A 19499-nucleotide genomic window follows, 5' to 3' on the forward strand; every position below is an offset into this window, starting at 1 on the left:
CACGCAGTAGCGTGGAATTTTACGTGCTGCAGTGGTATTGAAAACAGGCACAACGCTCAGGGTAATCAACATGTGGATAAACGGGGTAAAGCAGACCGAACTTTCAGCACGCGATCGCGCTGTGCAATTTGGTGATGGCTGTTTTACTACCGCGGCGGTGGTTAATGGCCAGGTTGTCATGCTTGCTGCCCATCTGCAACGCCTTAAAGATGGCTGTGAAAGGTTATTGATGCGCATTCCGGACTTGCAGCAGCTGGCTAAAGAAATGCAGCAGGCTGCTCATGGGCAAGCACAGGCGGTGCTAAAGGTGATTTTGACGCCAGGCGCAGGTGGCCGCGGTTACAGCCGTAGCGGCTGCACCATGCCTACCCGCATCCTTTCGCTTTCTCCCTGGCCACATCATTATGCCGCGCTGCAACAGCAGGGTGTCGTGCTAAATACCAGCCCTGTTCGCCTGGCGCGAAATCCGCTGCTGGCCGGCGTTAAGCATCTCAATCGCCTGGAGCAGGTGCTCATTCGGCACCATCTTGATCAGACGGGCGGGGACGAGGCGCTGGTGCTTGACACTAACGGGACGGTGGTGGAATGCTGTGCGGCCAATTTATTCTGGCGCAAAGACAATACCCTTTATACGCCGCGCCTGGAGCAAGCCGGTGTAGATGGCATTATGCGCCGTTATCTGCTGGCAGAAATGGCGGCATCTGGCCAGAATTGTCAGCTGATAGATAGCCGCAGGGAGGAGGTTTTGAATGCCGATGAAGTGGTGATCTGCAATGCCCTGATGCCGGTTTTACCCGTGCGACAAATTGACGATGTTTCGTTCACCGCACGTTCGCTGTACCAGCAACTGCGCACCAGTTGCCCGACGATGGAAGTATCATGACTCGAATGAAAAAGATTCTCGCAGGTGTAGTGGCATTAGCGGGGCTCGCCGCCGCCTTTAGCTATTGGCAGGTTCAACGCTTAGCTGATGCACCACTCACTTTGCAACAGGAAACCATTTACACATTGCCGGCCGGTAGTGGCCGCGTGGTATTGGAAGCCCAGCTCGAAAGCCAGCACATTATTCCCACCAGTATCTGGTTTGGTCCGCTATTAAAACTGGAGCCAGAACTGGCAAAGTTTAAAGCAGGCACCTATCGGCTGGAAAAAGGCATGACGGTACGACAACTGCTGCAACTGCTGGCCAGCGGTAAAGAAGCTCAGTTTCCGGTACGCTTTGTTGAAGGTTCAAGGCTGAAGGAGTGGCTGGCTGAGTTGCGCAAGTCGCCTTACCTCAAACACACGCTCACCGACGATGAGTTTGCCACCGTTGCCACGGCGCTCAAAATTGAGCCCAGCCAACTCGAGGGCAGTTTCTATCCCGATACCTATCTTTATACGGCAAATACCAGCGATGTGGCGCTGCTGGAGCGGGCTCATGCACGCATGAATAAGCTGGTTGATGAGATCTGGCAGGGCCGCATGGATAACCTGCCTTATAAAAAAGAGCAGGATCTGGTGACCATGGCGTCAATCATTGAGAAAGAAACGGGCGTCAGCGAAGAGCGCGCACGCGTGGCATCAGTATTCATCAATCGCCTGCGTACGGGCATGAAACTGCAGACCGATCCTACGGTGATTTACGGCATGGGTGATAGCTATACCGGCTCGTTAACGCGTAAAGATCTCGAAACCCCAACCGACTACAATACCTACACCATTAGCGGTATGCCTCCGGGTCCGATTGCCATGCCGAGCCGTGCTTCGCTTGAGGCGGCAGCACATCCAGAGAAGACCAATTACCTCTATTTTGTCGCAGATGGTAAAGGCGGCCACACTTTCACGACTAATTTGGCCAGTCACAACAAAGCGGTGCAGGTTTATCGGCTGGCAATGAAGGAAAAAAATGAAAAGTAAGTTTATCGTCATTGAAGGCCTTGAAGGCGCAGGTAAAACCACTGCGCGTAATGTGGTAGTCGCTGCGCTGCATGAACATGGCATCAATGATGTCGTCTTTACCCGTGAGCCAGGTGGAACGCCGCTGGCGGAACAGCTGCGTGTACTGGTTAAGCAGGGTATTGATGGTGAACAGGTCACCGATAAAGCCGAATTGTTGATGCTTTATGCGGCTCGCGTGCAGCTGGTGGAGAACGTGATTAAACCAGCACTAGCACGTGGTGCATGGGTGATTGGCGACCGCCACGATCTCTCTTCTCAAGCGTATCAGGGCGGCGGACGTGGTGTAGATGCAAAATTAATGACCACGCTACGCGATGCGGTCCTCGGTGATTTCCGGCCCGATCTCACGCTTTACCTCGATGTCACGCCAGAAGTGGGTTTGCAGCGCGCCCGAGCTCGCGGCGAGTTAGATCGTATTGAGCAAGAGTCGTTACGCTTCTTTGAGCGTACACGTGAATGCTATCTGGCATTAGCCGCGCAGGATCCTTCTATCCTCACTATTGATGCGACGCAAAATATTGATGAGGTGACATTGTCACTTAAAACGGCGCTGCGTCGCTGGCTGGCAGGTCAATCAGCATGAACTGGTATCCCTGGTTGAATCAACCTTACCGACAGATTATCGCCCGCCATCAGAGCGGTCAGGCACATCATGCGCTGCTGGTGCAGGCTATCGAGGGAATGGGCGATGATGCGCTGGTTTGGGGCGTCAGTCGCTGGTTGATGTGTCTGCAGCCTGAAGGGCTAAAAAGCTGCGGGCATTGTCACGGCTGCCAGCTGATGCAGGCGCATACCCACCCTGATTGGTATCGGCTCGAAGCCGAAAAGGGCAAATCGTCGCTAGGCATCGATGCGGTGCGAGATGTAACCGAAAAGCTGTATCACTTTGCCCAGCAGGGCGGTGCGAAAATCGTCTGGCTGCCTGATGCTTCACAGCTCACTGAAGCCGCAGCCAATGCGTTACTGAAAACGCTGGAAGAGCCGCCGGCGAACTGTTGGTTCTTCCTCAGCGTGCGTGAGCCTTCACGCTTGCTGGCTACGCTCCGCAGCCGCTGCATGACATGGCATCTTTCACCACCGGAAGAAGCGCATAGTCTGCAGTGGCTGCAGAAACAGCAGCCGCAACCGGAAGCCACGCTGCGTGCGGCACTGCGCTTGAGTAATGGCGCACCGGCGGCCGCACTGGCGCTGTTACAACCTGAACGCTGGCAGGCGCGTGAAAAATTGTGCGAAATGCTGATCAGCGCGCTCAATAATGATGTGCTGCAGCTGCTGCCGGCGCTCAATGCAGAGGATGTGGCTGAGCGACTAAGCTGGCTGATTTCTCTGCTGGTTGATGCAATGAAAGTGCAGCAGGGGGCAAGTCAGTGGCTCAGCAACGGCGATCGCCCGGATGTGGTTGCACAACTGGCGCAAAGGCTGAACAGCGGCGCGTTAAATAGCAGCGCACAGCAATGGATGCAGTGTCGGGATCAACTGCTACATGTGGCAGCCCTTAATCGTGAATTAATTTTGACTGACCGTTTGCTTGCTTGGGAGCGTTTACTCGCACCCGCCGTGGTCGGCTAAGAGAGAAAGAGAGAAGTATGTTTATTGTGGATTCACACTGCCATCTTGATGGCCTTGATTATGAAAAACATCATCGCGATCTCGATGATGTTATTGCCAAAGCGGCGGCGCGTGATGTGAAGTTTATGCTGGCAATCGCGACGACGCTGCCGGATTACTACAAAATCAAACAGCTGGTTGGCGATCGTGAAAACGTAGCGTTAGCCTGCGGCGTGCATCCGTTGAATCAGGAAACACCCTATGATGTTGAGGAGTTTCGCCGGCTGGCGGCTGAAGAGCGCGTGGTCGCACTCGGTGAAACCGGGCTGGATTATTTCTATCAACAAGAGACCAAAGCGCAGCAGCAAGCATCGTTTCGTGAGCATATCCGCACGGGCATTGCGCTGAATAAACCGATTATTGTTCATACCCGCGACGCACGTGAAGATACGTTGGCGATTTTGCGTGAAGAAAACGTAGAGAAATGTGGCGGTGTGCTGCACTGCTTCACTGAAGATAAAGAAACTGCGGCGAAGCTGCTGGATTTGGGCTTTTATATCTCTTTCTCAGGCATTCTCACTTTTCGCAATGCCGAACAAATTCGCGAAGCGGCGCGCTATGTACCGCTGGATCGTATGCTGGTGGAAACCGATTCTCCCTATCTGGCACCCGTGCCACACCGTGGTAAAGAGAATCAACCGGCATTTACCCGCGATGTGGCAGACTACATGGCGGTATTAAAAGGCGTCGATATTGAGACGCTGGCCGCTGTGACGACGGAAAATTTCTCCCGCCTGTTCCATATCCCAGTGAGTCGTCTCAGTAGCTAACGACTTTATTTCAAATACTGTAATTAATCAGAAAACCATCGGCTGCACTGCATCTTAACGGGTGCAGGCAGCGTTTTATTGCTGTTTTTTAAGCCGGATCTGTAAGAAACAACTGAAAAGACGCGGCCACTCTTAGCGAAATGTGATGGCCGTCAATTTAACAATTAGCGATTTATTTTACTCTTCGTAATAAATCAAAAGACGCTCAGCGTCACCCGGCGAAGGATCCTCCCCCTAAGCCATGCGCACTGCGCAAAAAAATTGCACTCATACTCAGGAGTTTCTATGTTCAAGAACGCATTTGCGAACCTGCAGAAAGTAGGTAAATCGCTGATGTTGCCGGTATCGGTTCTGCCGATTGCCGGTATTTTGTTAGGTGTTGGTTCTGCAAACTTTAGCTGGCTACCTGCCGTGGTTTCGCATGTGATGGCGGAAGCGGGCGGTTCGGTATTTGCTAATATGCCACTGATCTTCGCGATCGGTGTGGCTCTTGGCTTTACCAATAACGACGGTGTTTCAGCACTGGCTGCGGTAGTGGCTTACGGCATCATGGTGAAAACCATGGCGGTAGTAGCACCGTTAGTGCTGCATTTACCGGCTGCGGAAATCGAAGCCAAGCATCTGGCGGATACCGGTGTGCTAGGCGGGATCATCGCGGGCTCAATTGCTGCCTATATGTTCAATCGTTTCTACCGCATCAAGCTGCCTGAGTATCTTGGCTTTTTTGCGGGCAAGCGCTTTGTCCCGATCATCTCCGGTCTGACGGCGATTTTCACCGGTGTGGTGCTGTCATTCATCTGGCCGCCAATCGGTACTGCTATTCAAGACTTCTCCCAGTGGGCTGCCTATCAAAACCCGGTAGTGGCCTTTGGCCTTTACGGCCTGATTGAGCGTTCGCTGGTACCATTTGGTCTGCACCACATCTGGAACGTACCTTTCCAGATGCAAATTGGTGAATTCACCAATGCAGCCGGTCAGGTGTTCCACGGTGATATTCCGCGCTATATGGCGGGCGACCCAACGGCAGGTAAACTGTCAGGTGGCTTCCTGTTCAAAATGTATGGTCTGCCAGCGGCAGCGATTGCGATTTGGCATTCAGCTAAACCAGAAAACCGCGCCAAAGTGGGCGGCATCATGATCTCAGCGGCGCTGACCTCGTTCCTGACCGGTATAACCGAGCCGATCGAATTCTCCTTCATGTTCGTCGCGCCGATTCTGTATGTGATCCATGCGATTCTGGCTGGCCTGGCATTCCCAATCTGTATCCTGCTGGGCATGCGTGATGGCACCAGCTTCTCACACGGTTTGATCGACTTTATCGTACTGAGCGGCAACAGTAGTAAAATCTGGTTGTTCCCGATTGTCGGTATTATCTACGGCCTGATTTACTACAGCGTATTCCGTTTCCTGATTGTAAAACTGAACCTGAAAACACCGGGTCGTGAGGACACAGCAATGGAGCAGAGCAGCGCAACCGGTAGCGAAATGGCGGGCAAGCTGGTTACCGCGTTTGGTGGTAAAGAGAACATCACTAATCTGGATGCCTGTATTACCCGTCTGCGTGTGAGCGTGGCAGATGTGGGCAAAGTGGATCAGGCTGAACTGAAAAGCCTCGGCGCAAGAGGTGTGGTGGTAGCAGGTTCAGGTGTTCAGGCAATTTTCGGTACTAAGTCCGATAACCTGAAAACTGAAATGGATGACTATATCCGCAGTATGTAACCTAAGTTGGCAGGCAGAGCCGGTGCGATGAAGCGCGTCAGATCGTAAAGACGCCATAAACCATCCCTGGGGCTCGCCCCAAGCCATCCATGGCTTGAGATGCTTTACTCCTCTGCCGCCGCTTCAACGCACTTTACTTTCGGTGCCTAAAAATGCCCTCTAGTGAGGGCATTTTTTATTACAAGTAGACCCGCAAATATTCCGTCAAACATAGCAGCGCCATTGCCTGGCCATACGGCATCGAGGTAAGCGGTATCTGGCGGTAATACTCCAGATCGCTGCCCATTGCCGTGCCGAACGACACCTGTTTTAACTCCCCATCCCGATCAATATTGCCGATAACGCCGCACAACGCTTTCTCCGCCAGCGGTAAATACTCCGGCGAGAGATAACGTTTACGCACAGCTTTGAGAATGCCATAGGCGAAACCGGCGGTAGCAGAGGCTTCTGGGTAGCTATTGGGATCGTCGAGCAAGGTATGCCACAGGCCGCTGCTGTGTTGACAGGCACTTAATGCCTTGACCTGGCTCTCCAGCACCTGTTGCAGGAAGCGGCGTGTGGCGTGCTGTTGCGGCCAGTTCATCATCTCGAGGAAGTCCGGAATGACGATGGTGACCCAGCTGTTACCGCGCGCCCAACGCGCGTTGGCAAAATTATGTCGCCCCTCAAACGTCCAGCCGTGGAACCATAGGCCGGTTTGGCGATCCATCAAATATTGGCTATGAACCAGGAACTGATAGCTGGCTTCTTCCACAAACTCTGGGCGATCGAGCAGCTGACCAATTTTCGCCAGCGCCATCACGCTCATCATCAGCGTATCGTCCCACAGTTGCTGGGTATTCTCGTTGTTATAGACGATGTGCTGCAACCCGCCTTGTTCAGTACGCGGCATCTCATACATCACCCATTCAGCCCAGCGCTCAAGCACCGGGGGCCAGGCCGCATTGCGTGTTTCTTCGTAGCGATAGGCTAGCGTCAGGAACGGACAAACGGTATTGACGTTCTTCGTCGGGGTGCCTTCCGCGAGCCGCGTAGTGAACCAATCATCAATGATTTTTGACGTCGCCCGATCGCCGGTCTGCTGATAATAGTGCAGCATGCCGTACAGACCGATGCCGTGCGTCCACTCCCAGCCGGCCCAACCTTTGGTATCGATCACGCGCCCATCGTCGAGGCGCAGCAAAAATTCCCCGCTGTGATCGGTAATGTTCACCAGATTCTGCGTGAGTTGTTGAATCAACTGCACCAGTTCGGTTCGAGGTAGGAGATATTCAGGCTGACGCAGCAGCGCGCTGTGCTTTACAGGAAATACAGTCATGGTTCATTCCTATCATTAATCAGGGTGGTCGGTAGAGTAGGTAAAGATCGCGGTTGGCTCGGCAGCGGTGGGGCTGCGGGTTTATGACGATTGAGATAACCGACGTTGTTATTGCCCCACAGATTTTCATACGGCATGCCCGCCAGCATTTCGACGACGCCACGAGCCTGTGGCGTAATGCGTTCAGGCACCACGCGTCCGGCTGCACGCATCTTCAGCGTCTCTTCACGTAACACGGTGTGAGTGTGCAGGTTGAGCTTGAAACGCAGTGAGATAATGAAGCCGCAGGCCAGCACGCAAAGGGTGCCAACGCTGAGAATCGCCAAAATGGTATGGCCGACGGCAGGCACCTGGGTGGCCTGGCCGGAGGAGAAACCGGCCAACTGCAGCACGATGCCGACGAACATCACCGCGCCAGCCTGCGACGCTTTGCGCGTTAATGTCATGATGCCAGCAAAAATGCCTTCGCGACGCTGGCCGGTAATCACTTCATCGACGTCAGCAATATAGGTATAGGTATTCCAGGGTACATAGTTGATGCCGCCGCGTCCCAGACCTGCCAGGCCGGAAATCAGTACCAGCAGCGCGAAGTTGTCGTTCATGCCGGTGTACCACAATCCGGCATAGGAGAGGGCGCTGAGGCCAAACAGCACCACCACCATGCGATAGGCTGGCGCGGGACCAAGCCGAATACAGAGTGGAATCATCGCCATCACCGCAATAAACTGCATTACTGCCATGGTGCCCATCAGGTTTGAGGCAATTTGCGCACTTTGCATCAGCACAAACACCACATACCAGGTGAATACCGCGTTAAACACGTCCTGCGCGATGTAACCACCGAGATACATGCCGAGATGTTGGCGGAAAATACGAATACGCAGCGTAGAAGCCAGCTCGGTGTAAAGACGTTTTAGGCTTTGCATCAACGTTAGCCGTGATTTCTCCTGTTCCGCCCGGCGTGATTCTGCAGAGAAATCATCAGGATCGCGTTCCCAGGTAAACACCCATACCAGCGTCAGCACCAGCGCACAAATTACCGAGAACACCAGGCTGGCGTAGAAGAAGGAGATCGGATTCTCTTTGCCAAACCAGCCAATTAGCACGCCCGGCAAGAAAGCTGCCAGGATCGCCGAAAGCTGTGCCAGACCAATGCGTGCGCCGGAGAAACGGGTTTTCTGCTTAAAGTCATCGGTCATTTCCGGCACCAGCGTTTCGTATGGCACCAGAATCATGGTGTAGACCATATCGAACAGCAGATAAGTCAGCAGATACCACCAGAAGCTCATATCGCTGACCCACATCAGGCTATAGCTAAACACGCACGGGATACCGAGCAGGATAAAGAATTTGCGACGACCAAAGCGTTTGCCAAGCCAGGTCGATCCAAAGTTATCGGTCAAAAATCCCATCAGCGGGCTAACCACCGCATCCAGCACGCGGGCGGCAGCGAAAATAAACGTCGCCTGAATCGGCGATAGCCCACAAAAGGTGGTGTAGAAGTAGAGCAGCCAGGCGGCAGTTAGCGCCGTGGTGCCCGCCCCGAGGAAGTCCCCGGAACCATAGGCCAGATAGTGGCCCAGGCCAATCTTACGAGAGCGCATGGCAGGTTCTCCTTGAAATAGGCGGTAAACACGTCCCTCATCACTCCGTACAGCGTGATCGGATTGGATTGAAAATAGAGCGGCTTAAACCGGCAAACCTTCGCGATTTCGCAAGGTATTGCGCGGTGGTGGCAAAATCACAAAGAAAATGGCGAGATATCTCTAATTTATAAAACAGCGTTTCATTTTTGTGGTTAATGAAGTGTTAGAAATGCGAGTTGCAGCACAAGGCATGGCGAAGTGAAAAAGCGGTGTAAAGGCAGCCATTTAATGCAAGAAATGTGGTCCTGAGGTTGAAAGAAATGGAATTCCTCACGCATACTGCCTGACTGAACTCAGGCTTAAGGAAATGCACCATGGCTGAAGAAACCATTTTCAGTAAAATCATCCGTCGCGAAATTCCCGCTGACGTGGTTTATCAGGACGAACTGGTCACCGCCTTCCGCGATATCGCGCCCAAAGCGCCCACCCATATTCTGATCATCCCCAACGTACTGATTCCTACCGCCAACGATGTGCAGGCCGCTCATGAACAGGCGCTGGGCCGCATGATCACCGTAGCCGCGAAGATCGCGCGTGATGAAGGCATTGCCGAAGATGGCTATCGCCTGATCATGAACTGCAATAGTCATGGCGGGCAGGAGGTTTATCATATCCATATGCACCTGGTCGGCGGTCAGCCGCTGGGCCCGATGCTGGCTAGCTAACTCAGGCGGACCCGGTTATGCGTCAATGGCTGAGTGGCTTACTGTTGCTAACCCTTGCAGGTTGCAGCAGTGATAAGCCGATGATTAATACTTCGCAGTCGCTGGTTATGGAATCGGCGGTGCTGTCAGCAGGCATCATTACTGACTCTCCTAAGCTGACAGAGCAGGATGGCCAGCAGCGTGCCTTAAGCGTGCTGCAAAACCTGCGTGAAACGCCGGTAAAAGTGCACTATCGTTTCTATTGGTATGACGACAAAGGATTGGAAATCACGCCAGAAGAGCCGGCTCAGACACTTATTGTACCGGCGCATGGTAGCGTGGAAGTGGCCTCACAAATGGGTAATCCGACCGCCAGCAAGGTGCGTCTCTATCTTTATCTTTAAGGAGTAAGCTGTGATTCGCAGTGTAAAACGTTCGGGCGCATTGCTATTTGCGCTAATGCTTACCGGTTGCGTGGTGCAACAACAGACTCCGGCACCGGTTGAACCGACACAGCCGACCACACCCACTCAGCCGGTAGAACCGCCAACGCAGCCGGTGCCGCCGCCGCAAACCGTGCCGCAGCCGCCGAAGCTAAAAACCATCAACTGGGATGCCAGCGTGCAGCCGCTGGTTGGCAACATGGTGCAATCATCAGGGGTGAACCCTGGCAGCGTGCTGCTGGTGGATCGCATCAAGAACAGCACCAATGGTTCGCTGCAAACGGATAAAGCCACCGATGCCATTCAGAATGCGCTGGCTAACAACGGTAAATTCACGCTGATCACGCCGGAGCAGCTGGCGCAGGCCAAACAGACGCTGGGTTTATCGGCGGATGACAGCCTTAACTCGCGCAGTAAAGCGATTGGTCTGGCACGCAACGTGAATGCGCAGTATGTGTTGTACAGCAATGCGCAAGGCGATGTGAAAGCACCTACCCTGCAAATGCAGCTGATGCTGGTGCAAACCGGCGAAATTATCTGGTCAGGAAACGGTGTTGCTCAACCCTGATCCTCAGCTGCAAAAAATGATTCAGCAACAATGGCCGACGGCGCAAGCTGCCGGTCATTTTTTCGCGCTGCCGGGGCTCAGCGGGCAAAGCGTGCACGTGCAAACCCAGCAGGGCGATGTGCTGGCGCGTCGTGCGCCGCCGCAGCCGATTCCGTTTGTTGACCGCCAGCGCGAATATCGCGTGCTGCGGCAACTGCGGCACGCGCAGCTGGGACCGCAGCCGCTGGCGTGGCGCGCTCCGTGGCTGCTGCAAAGCTGGTTGCCGGGAGAAGTGCTGACGTCCTCACAATTCAATCAGCAGCGTGCAGCCGTGCTAGCGCTGCTGCATCGTTTGCATCAACAGCCGCTCACCGGCTATCGTTTGCGCCTGACACCGCTGCTGCAGCGTTACTGGCAGCTTTGCCAGCAGCGGCACTGGCGCTGGCAGCGGCGTCTGCAACGTTTGTTACAGCAGGGCGAGCCGCAGCCGTTGCGGCTGGCGCCGCTGCATATGGATGTACATGCCGGTAATCTTGTCGCTACACCTGATGGCTTACGTTTGATCGACTGGGAATATGCCGCTGACGGCGACGTGGCGCTGGAACTGGCAGCGGTATGTGCGGTAGATGGAGACACGCGATCGGCCTGGGTGAGCGGTTACGCCGAGCGCGCCCATCTTGATGAACAAACGCTGGCCCGACAGATGCAGCGCTGGCAGCCATGGCTGCAGCTGCTCATGGCGAGTTGGTATCAGCTGCGAGCCGAGCAGAGTCACGACGACACCTTACAACAGCTGGCGCAGGCCAGCTGGCACGACCTTTAACCTGGGATTTTAATCATGACCATAAACACGCCTGGACCGCTGATGCTCGACGTTGAGAGCTATGAGCTTGATGCCGAGGAACGTGAGATTCTGCAGCATCCGCTGGTAGGCGGGCTAATCCTGTTTGCCCGTAACTTCCACGATGTTGACCAACTGGCAGAGCTGGTGCGACAGATTCGCGCCGCTTCGCGTAATCGTTTGGTGGTGGCCGTGGATCAGGAAGGCGGCCGCGTGCAGCGTTTCCGCGACGGCTTTACTCAGTTACCGGCGATGCAATCTTTCGCTGCGCTGAACGATCTCAATAGCGCAGGTGAACTGGCACAGCAGGCAGGCTGGCAAATGGCGGCGGAGATGATCGCCATGGACATTGATATCAGCTTCGCGCCCGTGCTGGATATTGGTCACATCAGCGCGGCAATTGGCGATCGTTCATTCCATGAAGATCCTACTATCGCGCTGCAGGTGGCGCGTCGCTTTATCAACGGCATGCATGAAGCCGGCATGAAAACCACCGGCAAACACTTCCCCGGTCACGGCGCGGTCAGCGCCGACTCGCACAAAGAGACGCCGCGCGATAACCGCGATGCCGCCACGCTGCGTCAGCATGATATGGCCATCTTTAAGCAGTTGATTGACGAGCAGCTCCTCGATGCGGTGATGCCGGCGCACGTTATCTATACTGAGGTGGATCCGCTTCCTGCCAGCGGTTCGCCATACTGGCTGCAAAGCGTGCTGCGTAAAGAACTCAGCTTCAACGGCGTGATTTTCTCCGACGATTTGTCAATGGAAGGCGCCGCCGTCATGGGCAGCTACGCCGAGCGCGCGCAGCAGTCGCTGAATGCCGGTTGCGATATGATCCTGGTGTGCAATCAGCGCGCGGGCGCGGTAAGCGTGCTGGATAACTTGACGCCGATCGGGGCAGAGCGGGTAGCGCAGTTGTACCATCAGGGTCGTTTTACCCGTCAAAGCCTCTTGGCAAGCGAGCGCTGGCGGCAAAATCAGCGTCAGCTGAGCGCGTTGCAAGAGCGCTGGCTGGCGCACAAAGCTTCGGGCAGATAAGCGCCGCTGCCCGGATTTCATTCCACGCTGAGGATTATCATGATCATCTATCTGCACGGTTTTGATTCCAACAGTCCGGGCAACCATGAAAAGGTGCTGCAGCTGCAGTTTATTGACCCGGACGTCAGATTAGTCAGCTATAGCACCCGCCATCCCAAACACGACATGCAGTTTCTGTTGAAAGAGTGCGACAAGCTGTTGCAGCAGGGCGACGATGCGCATCCGCTGATTTGCGGAGTGGGCCTGGGTGGCTACTGGGCCGAACGCATTGGTTTTCTTTGCGGCATGCGGCAGGCGATTTTTAATCCTAATCTGTTTCCTTTCGAAAACATGGAGGGAAAAATCGACCGCCCGGAAGAGTATCTCGATATTGCCACCAAATGCGTCAGCGATTTTCGTGAAAAGAACCGTGAAAAGTGCCTGACTATCCTGTCGCGCCATGATGAAGCGTTGGACAATCAGCGCAGTGCGGCGCACTTGCAGCCGTTCTATGGAATTATCTGGGATGACGAAGCCAGCCATAAATTCAAAAATATTGCGCCGCATTTACAACGGATTAAAGCCTTCAAACTCCTCGCCTGAACCCCTGTGCGCCGTGTGATGCGGCGCAAAGAATGTGTAACATTCTGATAATGCAGTTGAAAGATTGATCCACATCAATTTTCTTATGTTATGTCTTCGACGCCGTGATATTCTGCCCCTAGCTCGCGATTTAACGTCGCCAACCCTATGTTTATTAAGGTTTTTATTAACCATTAATTAACTATTGGTTTACAACTTTGAGGGGGTCTTTGTTGACTATATCTATGGAAAAAATCGTTATCATCGGCGGTGGTGCTGGCGGCTTAGAGCTGGCAACGCAGCTCGGCCACAAGCTAGGACGTAACAAGAAAGCCGAGATTATTTTGGTCGATCGTAACCACAGTCATCTGTGGAAGCCGCTGCTGCATGAAGTGGCGACCGGTTCGATGGATGAAGGCATTGATGCGCTGAGCTATCTGGCGCACGCGCGCAATCACGGCTTCCAGTTCCAGCTGGGATCGCTGACGCAAATCAATCGTGAAAACAAAACCCTTGAGCTGGCCGAGATTCGTGATGCGGAAGGCGCACTGTTAGTGCCGCAGCGTGAGCTGGCCTACGATCGCCTGGTTATCGCACTGGGCAGCACCTCAAATGACTTCGGCACGCCGGGCGTAAAAGATCACTGCATCTTCCTTGATAACCCGCATCAGGCGCGTCGTTTCCATAACGAAATGCTCAATTTATTCCTGCGCTTTTCAGCTAGCGAAGGCAGTCTGGAAAAAGTGAACATCGCCATTGTCGGCGGCGGCGCTACCGGCGTGGAACTCTCTGCTGAACTGTATAATGCGGTGAAACAGCTGCACAGCTACGGCTATAAAGGCCTGGACAGCTCTTCGCTGAATGTCACACTGGTGGAAGCCGGTGAACGTATTCTGCCGGCGCTGCCACCGCGTATTTCTGCCGCGGCGCATCAGGAGCTGACTAAACTCGGCGTGCGCGTATTGACGCAAACCATGGTCACCAGCGCAACGGAAAAAGGGTTGAACACGAAAGGTGGCGAATTCATTGATGCCGATCTGATGGTGTGGGCGGCCGGTATTAAAGCCCCCGATTTCCTGAAGGAGATTGGCGGGCTGGAAACCAACCGCATCAATCAGCTGGTGGTGAAAGAGACGCTGCAAACCACGCTGGATGATGACATTTACGCCATCGGTGATTGTGCGTCCTGTGCGCTGCCGGGAGGCGGGTTTGTGCCGCCGCGCGCGCAGTCAGCGCACCAGATGGCTTCCCGCGCGCTGGAGAATATCCTCGCGCAGCGTAAAGGCAAGCCGCTGAAAGCCTATGTTTATAAAGATCATGGTTCGCTGGTATCCCTGTCGCGCTTCAGCACGGTGGGCAGTTTGATGGGCAACCTGATGCGCGGTTCGATGATGGTGGAAGGGCGCATTGCGCGTTTTGTCTACATTTCTCTGTATCGTATGCACCAGATTGCGCTCCACGGATACTTCAAAACCGGCTTGATGATGCTGGTGGGCAGCCTGAACCGTGTCCTGCGTCCGCGCCTCAAGCTGCACTGATGATTTCGGGCGGCGCAACGCCGCCTGAAGCGCCTTGCCCCGCCGTGACCCGCTGAAAAAGGTGCTTTCAGCTTAAGGTTACGGCGTTATTTCATCCGCTCTCAGAACTCTCCTAAAAGCTGGCCCTGATGGGTTTCCGCTGCGTTTCCTCCATTAATCTGATGTTGCAATTACGGGCCATCTGTAAAACTTATTACCAACAACACGGCGCGGCGCGCACGCCGGTTTTGCCTCGGCTACTCAGGATTTCGTAGCGGCGGGAATGCGCGGTAACAATCTTCAGGAGGACATTCCTGTGAATAAATCAATGTTAGCGGGTATCGGTATCGGCGTAGCAGCAGCGTTAGGTGTTGCCGCAGTCGCCAGCATGGATGTCTTCGACCGTGGTCCGCAATACGCACAAGTTTTGTCGGCGACGCCGATTAAAGAGAGCATCAAGCAGCCGCGACAAGAGTGCCGCAACGTGACGCTCACGCATCGTCGAGCCGTGCAGGATGAGAACCGCATTGCAGGTTCGGTACTGGGTGCGGTCGCAGGCGGCGTGTTAGGCCATCAGTTTGGTGGTGGACGCGGTCGTGATGTGGCGACAGTAGCGGGTGCGCTGGCCGGTGGTTACGGCGGTAATCAGGTGCAAGGTGCGTTGCAGGATCGCGATACCTACACCACCAACGAGCAGCGTTGCAAAACGGTATACGATAAACAGGAAAAAATGCTGGGTTATGACGTGACCTATAAAATAGGCGACCAGCAGGGCAAAATCCGCATGGAAAATGACCCTGGCACCCGCATTCCGCTCGACCGTAACGGTCAGCTGATCCTGAATTCGAATCAGGCCTAATTGGGCAAAGATACATCACAGCAGCTGTAATAATAAAAGCGCCGAAAGGCGCTTTTATTATTGGATTCATTGCGGTTTGCCGGGGGGCGCCATAAATGGCGCCCCTACAACCTCAAACCCGGTTTTTAGCCAGCTCGCTGACAAAACCTTGCACCCACTCCATGCGGATTTTACGGTCGGCCATATCGCGGGTGAACTTCAACCGCGTTGGGCCATCCAGCTTCCACTGCTTTGGATCCTTCTGCAGCAGCCCAATCAGCCAGCCTGGATCGACGTGGTTCTGCGGCGCGAATTCAAAGAAACCGCCTTTCTCGCTGGCTTCAATTTTACGAATACCTAATTCACGGGCCACCAGTCGCAGACCGGCAATGTCCAGCAAATTACGCGCCGCATCCGGCAGCTTGCCGAAGCGATCAATCATCTCGACCTTAAGTTCCGCCAGATCCTGCTCATCCGCCGCACTGGCCACGCGTTTATACAGTGACAAACGGGTGTTCACATCGGGGATAAAATCATCCGGCAGCAGGGCGGGCATGCGCAGTTCGATTTCGGTTTGATTGCTGGTGAGATCTTCCAGCGATGGCTCGCGACCCGCTTTCAACGCATCCACCGCGTTCTCCAGCAGCTCCATATACAGCGTGAAGCCGATGGTTTCCATCTGTCCGCTCTGATCTTCGCCGAGCAGTTCACCGGCACCGCGAATCTCCAGATCGTGTGTCGCCAGCGCGAAACCGGCGCCGAGATCTTCCAGCGAAGCGATGGCCTCAAGGCGTTTCTGCGCATCGGTGGTCATCGCTTTCGGATGCGGCGTCAGCAGCCACGCATACGCCTGATGATGCGATCGGCCAACGCGGCCACGCAGCTGATGCAGCTGCGCCAAACCAAAGTGGTCGGCGCGCTCGATGATGATGGTGTTGGCGCTTGGCACGTCGATGCCGGTTTCGATGATGGTGGTACACACCAGTACGTTAAAGCGCTGATGGTGGAAATCGTTCATCACCCGCTCCAGATCGCGCTCGCGCATCTGACCGTGGCCAATGGCGATACGCGCTTCCGGCACCAGCTCTGCCAGCCGCTGTGCTGCCTTTTCAATGTTCTCCACGTCATTGTAGAGGTAGTAAACCTGGCCGCCGCGCAGCACTTCGCGCAGGATCGCCTCGCGCACTACCAGGCTGTCATACTCGCGTACAAAGGTTTTCACCGCCATACGTCGTGCCGGCGGCGTGGCAATAATCGACAGATCGCGCATGCCGCTCATCGCCATGTTCAACGTTCGCGGAATCGGCGTGGCGGTGAGCGTCAGGATATCCACGTCGGCGCGCATCGCCTTAATACGCTCTTTATGGCGCACGCCAAAGCGGTGCTCTTCATCGACGATCAGCAGGCCGAGATCGTGCCATTTCAGATCGTTCGACAACAATTTATGGGTACCAATCAGAATATCGATTTTGCCTTCACGCGCCTGTTCCAGCACCTGACTTTGCTCTTTCGCGGTGCGGAAGCGCGACAGCATCTCAATGCGCACCGGCCAGTTGGCGAAACGATCGCGGAAGTTATCGTAGTGCTGCTGTGCCAGCAGCGTGGTCGGCACCAGCACGGCAACCTGTTTGGCATTTTCGACCGCGAGGAACGCGGCGCGCATCGCCACTTCGGTTTTACCAAAGCCCACGTCGCCGCACACCAGACGATCCATGGCCAGCGGCTGGCACATGTCGCTCAATACGGCATTGATGGCTTGGCCCTGATCCGGCGTGGTTTCAAACGGGAAGCCTTCGCAGAACAGCTGATATTGATCGCGATCGTGCTTAAAGGCGAAGCCGGTTTTGGCAGCGCGCTGAGCATAGATATCCAGCAACTCTGCCGCCACGTCGCGCACTTTTTCCGCGGCTTTCTGTCGCGCACGTGACCAGGCATCGCTGCCCAGCTTATGCAGCGGCGCATTCTCATCTGCGCCACCGGCATAGCGGCTAATTAAATGCAGCGACGAAACCGGCACGTACAGTTTGGCGTCGCCGGCATAGGAGAGCATCAGGTATTCCGCCACGATGCCGCCGGCTTCCAGCGTGGTGAGGCCGATATAGCGCCCAACGCCGTGCTCCAGATGCACCACCGGCTGGCCGGGATGCAGCTCGGCGAGGTTGCGGATCAATACGTCTGGATTGATGGTGCGGCGATTATCCTGGCGGCGGCGACTGACGCGCTCGCCGAGCAGATCGCTTTCGCAGATCAACGCCAGCTGGCGTTGGGTATCAATAAAGCCGCGCTCGCTGGCGCCGATCATCAGGCTGAGCGGCTGATCGACGGCTTGATCGAAGTGATCGATGGCGCGTGGACGCAGTTTGATACGCGTCAGCAGCTCTTGCAGACTTTCGCGGCGGCCTTCACTCTCCACCGAGAAAATCACCTGGCCGCTGAACTGCTCCAGGAACTGACGCAGGAGATCGAGCGGTGCTTTGGCCTGCGCCTGCACGGTTAATTCCGGCAGCGGCTGATAACCAAGGTTGGTATTGGCGGCTTTCTCCGACAGCGTCTCGCTGCTGAGCTGCATGCGCGGCCAGGCTTTCAGTTCACTGAGCAGCGCATCGGGGCGCAGCCACAGCGTCACCGGCTCCAGCAGCGGGCGCATCGGATCGATGCGGCGATTCTCGAAGCGCGCGTTGGCATCAAGCCAGAAGCGCTCGGCGCTCGCCAGTAAATCGCCGCTGTTGAGCAGCAGCGTATTGCCTGGCAAATAGCTGAACAGCGTCGGCAATTCCTGCTCGAAGAACAGCGGCTGCCAGTATTCAATACCGGCAGGCAGCGTGCCTTTGCTCACCTGCTGATAGACGTGCTCCGGTTCGCGGCGCACGTCAAAGGTTTCGCGCCAGCGGCTGCGGAACAGCTCGATGGCGGCTTTATCCGTCGGGAACTCATGTGCCGGTAGCAGGTTGATGGCGTTGACCGCTTCCAGCGTGCGCTGGGTATCAACATCAAACAGGCGCAGGCTATCGATTTCGTCATCAAAGAAGTCGATGCGGTAAGGCTGATCGCTGCCCATCGGGAACAGATCGAGCAGCGCACCGCGCGTGGCATATTCGCCATGCTCCATCACCTGATCGACATGGCGATAGCCGGCCTGCTCCAGCTGATCGCGCAGCGCATCGCGCGACAGCTTCTGCCCTTGCTGCATCACCAACGCATGACCGTGCAGGAAGCTGTGTGGACAGACGCGCTGCATCAGCGTGTTGACCGGCATAATCAGCATGCCGCGCGTTAAGTTCGGCAGCTGATAGAGCGTGGAGAGGCGAGCGGAGATAATGTCCTGATGCGGCGAGAAGCTGTCATAGGGCAGCGTTTCCCAGTCAGCGAGATGAGTAACCGGCAGATCGGTAAACTGACGAATCTCCTCCTGTAGACGCAGGGCAGATTGCATATCCGGGGTAATCATCAACACCGGACCGTTATGGCGTTCGGTGATGCTGGCACACTCAAGCGCCTGTGCGGCACCGACTAATTGGCCGAGCTGGCGATGGTCACCGGCTTTGACTGGCAGGGTATAACGACTCTGTTCCGACATGGGATCTCGACATTCTCTCCTTGGATTACAGGGCGTCATCATTCCATAATCCGCCCTGCGGATCATCTGTCGTTTCTGAGTTTCTGCCTGGTCGCCATAAATGACGACCCTACAAAAACGCGGAGGGTCGCCATTCATGGTGAAATAACGTAGGGTCGCCATTCATGGCGACCACAAATCACTTACTCGATTGCTGTGTGTAGTGCATCCGGGGGCGATCGACATTGGCCCATGACAGCTCTTTTTCCAGATGATAGCTGTGGTTGCCGTCATCCCATTTCACGTAATAGCCAGTGGGTGAATCGCCCTGTTCAAAAACGTTCACAATCTCCCCTCTGATCTCGCCCGATTTATGTTTAACGATGCTGCCTTTAGGAAATTTCAACATAGTCTGTACTCCCGCGCTGTGCGCTTACATCGGTACAATCGGTGCTTAATCTACTGCTTCATCACTAAGTCTACGCCAGCCCATGGGCAATAAATGTACA

General features: G+C 55.0%; 18 protein-coding genes. 14 read left to right on the plus strand and 4 right to left on the minus strand.

Features of this window, described 5'->3' with window-relative positions; genetic code table 11:
• The first annotated feature begins 70 nt into the window (after nt 1–70).
• The 6 genes from pabC (at nt 71) to ptsG (ending at nt 6038) form a co-directional block, all read left to right on the plus strand.
• Nucleotides 71–883, plus strand: coding sequence for an aminodeoxychorismate lyase (gene pabC / locus ACIP6T_RS03600; protein WP_400455393.1), 813 nt, complete (start codon nt 71–73; stop codon nt 881–883).
• Nucleotides 880–1899 carry an endolytic transglycosylase MltG gene (gene mltG / locus ACIP6T_RS03605; RefSeq protein WP_345826881.1) on the plus strand — a complete coding sequence of 340 codons (1020 nt, stop codon included), beginning with the start codon at nt 880–882 and terminating at the stop codon, nt 1897–1899. Before pabC ends, mltG begins: the two co-directional genes overlap by 4 nt.
• A complete protein-coding gene (tmk, locus tag ACIP6T_RS03610; protein WP_400455395.1) occupies nt 1889–2524 on the plus strand; it encodes a dTMP kinase in 636 nt (211 codons plus the stop codon). The genes mltG and tmk overlap by 11 nt, the downstream gene beginning before the upstream one ends.
• Nucleotides 2521–3510, plus strand: coding sequence for a DNA polymerase III subunit delta' (gene holB / locus ACIP6T_RS03615; protein ID WP_345826879.1), 990 nt, complete (start codon nt 2521–2523; stop codon nt 3508–3510). Before tmk ends, holB begins: the two co-directional genes overlap by 4 nt.
• 17 nt (nt 3511–3527) lie before the next feature.
• Complete coding sequence (locus tag ACIP6T_RS03620) at nt 3528–4319, plus strand: metal-dependent hydrolase (protein WP_400455398.1); 792 nt, start codon at nt 3528–3530, stop codon at nt 4317–4319.
• Between the two features lie 285 nt (nt 4320–4604).
• Nucleotides 4605–6038, plus strand: a complete 1434-nt coding sequence (gene ptsG, locus ACIP6T_RS03625) for a PTS glucose transporter subunit IIBC (RefSeq protein WP_097094240.1) — start codon at nt 4605–4607, stop codon at nt 6036–6038.
• Between the two features lie 178 nt (nt 6039–6216).
• Here ptsG and ACIP6T_RS03630 read toward each other — a convergent pair whose 3' ends face one another.
• Nucleotides 6217–7356 carry a glycoside hydrolase family 105 protein gene (locus ACIP6T_RS03630; protein WP_400455401.1) on the minus strand — a complete coding sequence of 380 codons (1140 nt, stop codon included), beginning with the start codon at nt 7354–7356 and terminating at the stop codon, nt 6217–6219.
• Nucleotides 7353–8960, minus strand: coding sequence for an MFS transporter (locus tag ACIP6T_RS03635; protein WP_097094238.1), 1608 nt, complete (start codon nt 8958–8960; stop codon nt 7353–7355). Before ACIP6T_RS03635 ends, ACIP6T_RS03630 begins: the two co-directional genes overlap by 4 nt.
• Nucleotides 8961–9316: 356 nt before the next feature.
• Here ACIP6T_RS03635 and hinT point away from each other — a divergent pair, with 356 nt between their 5' ends.
• The 8 genes from hinT to ACIP6T_RS03675 all read left to right on the plus strand — a co-directional run bounded on the left by hinT (nt 9317) and on the right by ACIP6T_RS03675 (nt 15455).
• Complete coding sequence (gene hinT / locus ACIP6T_RS03640; protein ID WP_097094237.1) at nt 9317–9667, plus strand: purine nucleoside phosphoramidase; 351 nt, start codon at nt 9317–9319, stop codon at nt 9665–9667.
• A 17-nt stretch (nt 9668–9684) separates the two neighbouring features.
• A complete protein-coding gene (locus ACIP6T_RS03645; RefSeq protein WP_345826875.1) occupies nt 9685–10050 on the plus strand; it encodes a YcfL family protein in 366 nt (121 codons plus the stop codon).
• A 10-nt stretch (nt 10051–10060) separates the two neighbouring features.
• A complete protein-coding gene (gene lpoB / locus ACIP6T_RS03650) occupies nt 10061–10657 on the plus strand; it encodes a penicillin-binding protein activator LpoB (protein ID WP_097094235.1) in 597 nt (198 codons plus the stop codon).
• Nucleotides 10658–10673: 16 nt separating this feature from the next.
• Complete coding sequence (gene thiK, locus ACIP6T_RS03655) at nt 10674–11459, plus strand: thiamine kinase (RefSeq protein ID WP_400455403.1); 786 nt, start codon at nt 10674–10676, stop codon at nt 11457–11459.
• A gap of 15 nt (nt 11460–11474) precedes the next feature.
• Nucleotides 11475–12518 (plus strand): beta-N-acetylhexosaminidase, encoded by a 1044-nt coding sequence (gene nagZ / locus ACIP6T_RS03660; protein ID WP_400455406.1) that lies wholly within the window; start codon nt 11475–11477, stop codon nt 12516–12518.
• 39 nt (nt 12519–12557) lie between these two features.
• Entirely contained in the window at nt 12558–13100 is a 543-nt protein-coding gene (gene ycfP, locus ACIP6T_RS03665; protein ID WP_400455408.1) for an alpha/beta hydrolase YcfP, read from the plus strand.
• A gap of 224 nt (nt 13101–13324) precedes the next feature.
• Nucleotides 13325–14617 (plus strand): NAD(P)/FAD-dependent oxidoreductase, encoded by a 1293-nt coding sequence (locus ACIP6T_RS03670; protein WP_370659779.1) that lies wholly within the window; start codon nt 13325–13327, stop codon nt 14615–14617.
• A gap of 295 nt (nt 14618–14912) precedes the next feature.
• Entirely contained in the window at nt 14913–15455 is a 543-nt protein-coding gene (locus ACIP6T_RS03675) for a glycine zipper 2TM domain-containing protein (protein ID WP_097097555.1), read from the plus strand.
• A gap of 112 nt (nt 15456–15567) precedes the next feature.
• On the opposite strand, the gene mfd is transcribed toward ACIP6T_RS03675, so the two are convergent.
• Nucleotides 15568–19011 carry a transcription-repair coupling factor gene (gene mfd / locus ACIP6T_RS03680; protein WP_400455411.1) on the minus strand — a complete coding sequence of 1148 codons (3444 nt, stop codon included), beginning with the start codon at nt 19009–19011 and terminating at the stop codon, nt 15568–15570.
• Between the two features lie 178 nt (nt 19012–19189).
• Entirely contained in the window at nt 19190–19399 is a 210-nt protein-coding gene (locus ACIP6T_RS03685) for a hypothetical protein (protein ID WP_097094229.1), read from the minus strand.
• Between the last annotated feature and the right edge of the window lie 100 nt (nt 19400–19499).

Origin of the sequence: Pantoea sp. NPDC088449, from assembly GCF_044753225.1 — a bacterium.
Taxonomy (GTDB): Bacteria; Pseudomonadota; Gammaproteobacteria; order Enterobacterales; family Enterobacteriaceae; genus Pantoea; species Pantoea floridensis.

Bases quoted from the DNA above. Each gene is read 5' to 3' on its own strand.
- ACIP6T_RS03670 (WP_370659779.1), top strand. From the start codon at position 13,325: ATGGAAAAAATCGTTATCATCGGCGGTGGTGCTGGCGGCTTAGAGCTG.
- pabC (WP_400455393.1), top strand. From the start codon at position 71: ATGTGGATAAACGGGGTAAAGCAGACCGAACTTTCAGCACGCGATCGC.
- ycfP (WP_400455408.1), top strand. From the start codon at position 12,558: ATGATCATCTATCTGCACGGTTTTGATTCCAACAGTCCGGGCAACCAT.
- holB (WP_345826879.1), top strand. From the start codon at position 2,521: ATGAACTGGTATCCCTGGTTGAATCAACCTTACCGACAGATTATCGCC.
- hinT (WP_097094237.1), top strand. From the start codon at position 9,317: ATGGCTGAAGAAACCATTTTCAGTAAAATCATCCGTCGCGAAATTCCC.
- mltG (WP_345826881.1), top strand. From the start codon at position 880: ATGACTCGAATGAAAAAGATTCTCGCAGGTGTAGTGGCATTAGCGGGG.
- tmk (WP_400455395.1), top strand. From the start codon at position 1,889: ATGAAAAGTAAGTTTATCGTCATTGAAGGCCTTGAAGGCGCAGGTAAA.
- ptsG (WP_097094240.1), top strand. From the start codon at position 4,605: ATGTTCAAGAACGCATTTGCGAACCTGCAGAAAGTAGGTAAATCGCTG.
- nagZ (WP_400455406.1), top strand. From the start codon at position 11,475: ATGACCATAAACACGCCTGGACCGCTGATGCTCGACGTTGAGAGCTAT.
- ACIP6T_RS03685 (WP_097094229.1), bottom strand. From the start codon at position 19,399: ATGTTGAAATTTCCTAAAGGCAGCATCGTTAAACATAAATCGGGCGAG.
- mfd (WP_400455411.1), bottom strand. From the start codon at position 19,011: ATGTCGGAACAGAGTCGTTATACCCTGCCAGTCAAAGCCGGTGACCAT.
- ACIP6T_RS03620 (WP_400455398.1), top strand. From the start codon at position 3,528: ATGTTTATTGTGGATTCACACTGCCATCTTGATGGCCTTGATTATGAA.
- ACIP6T_RS03645 (WP_345826875.1), top strand. From the start codon at position 9,685: ATGCGTCAATGGCTGAGTGGCTTACTGTTGCTAACCCTTGCAGGTTGC.
- ACIP6T_RS03630 (WP_400455401.1), bottom strand. From the start codon at position 7,356: ATGACTGTATTTCCTGTAAAGCACAGCGCGCTGCTGCGTCAGCCTGAA.
- thiK (WP_400455403.1), top strand. From the start codon at position 10,674: ATGATTCAGCAACAATGGCCGACGGCGCAAGCTGCCGGTCATTTTTTC.
- ACIP6T_RS03635 (WP_097094238.1), bottom strand. From the start codon at position 8,960: ATGCGCTCTCGTAAGATTGGCCTGGGCCACTATCTGGCCTATGGTTCC.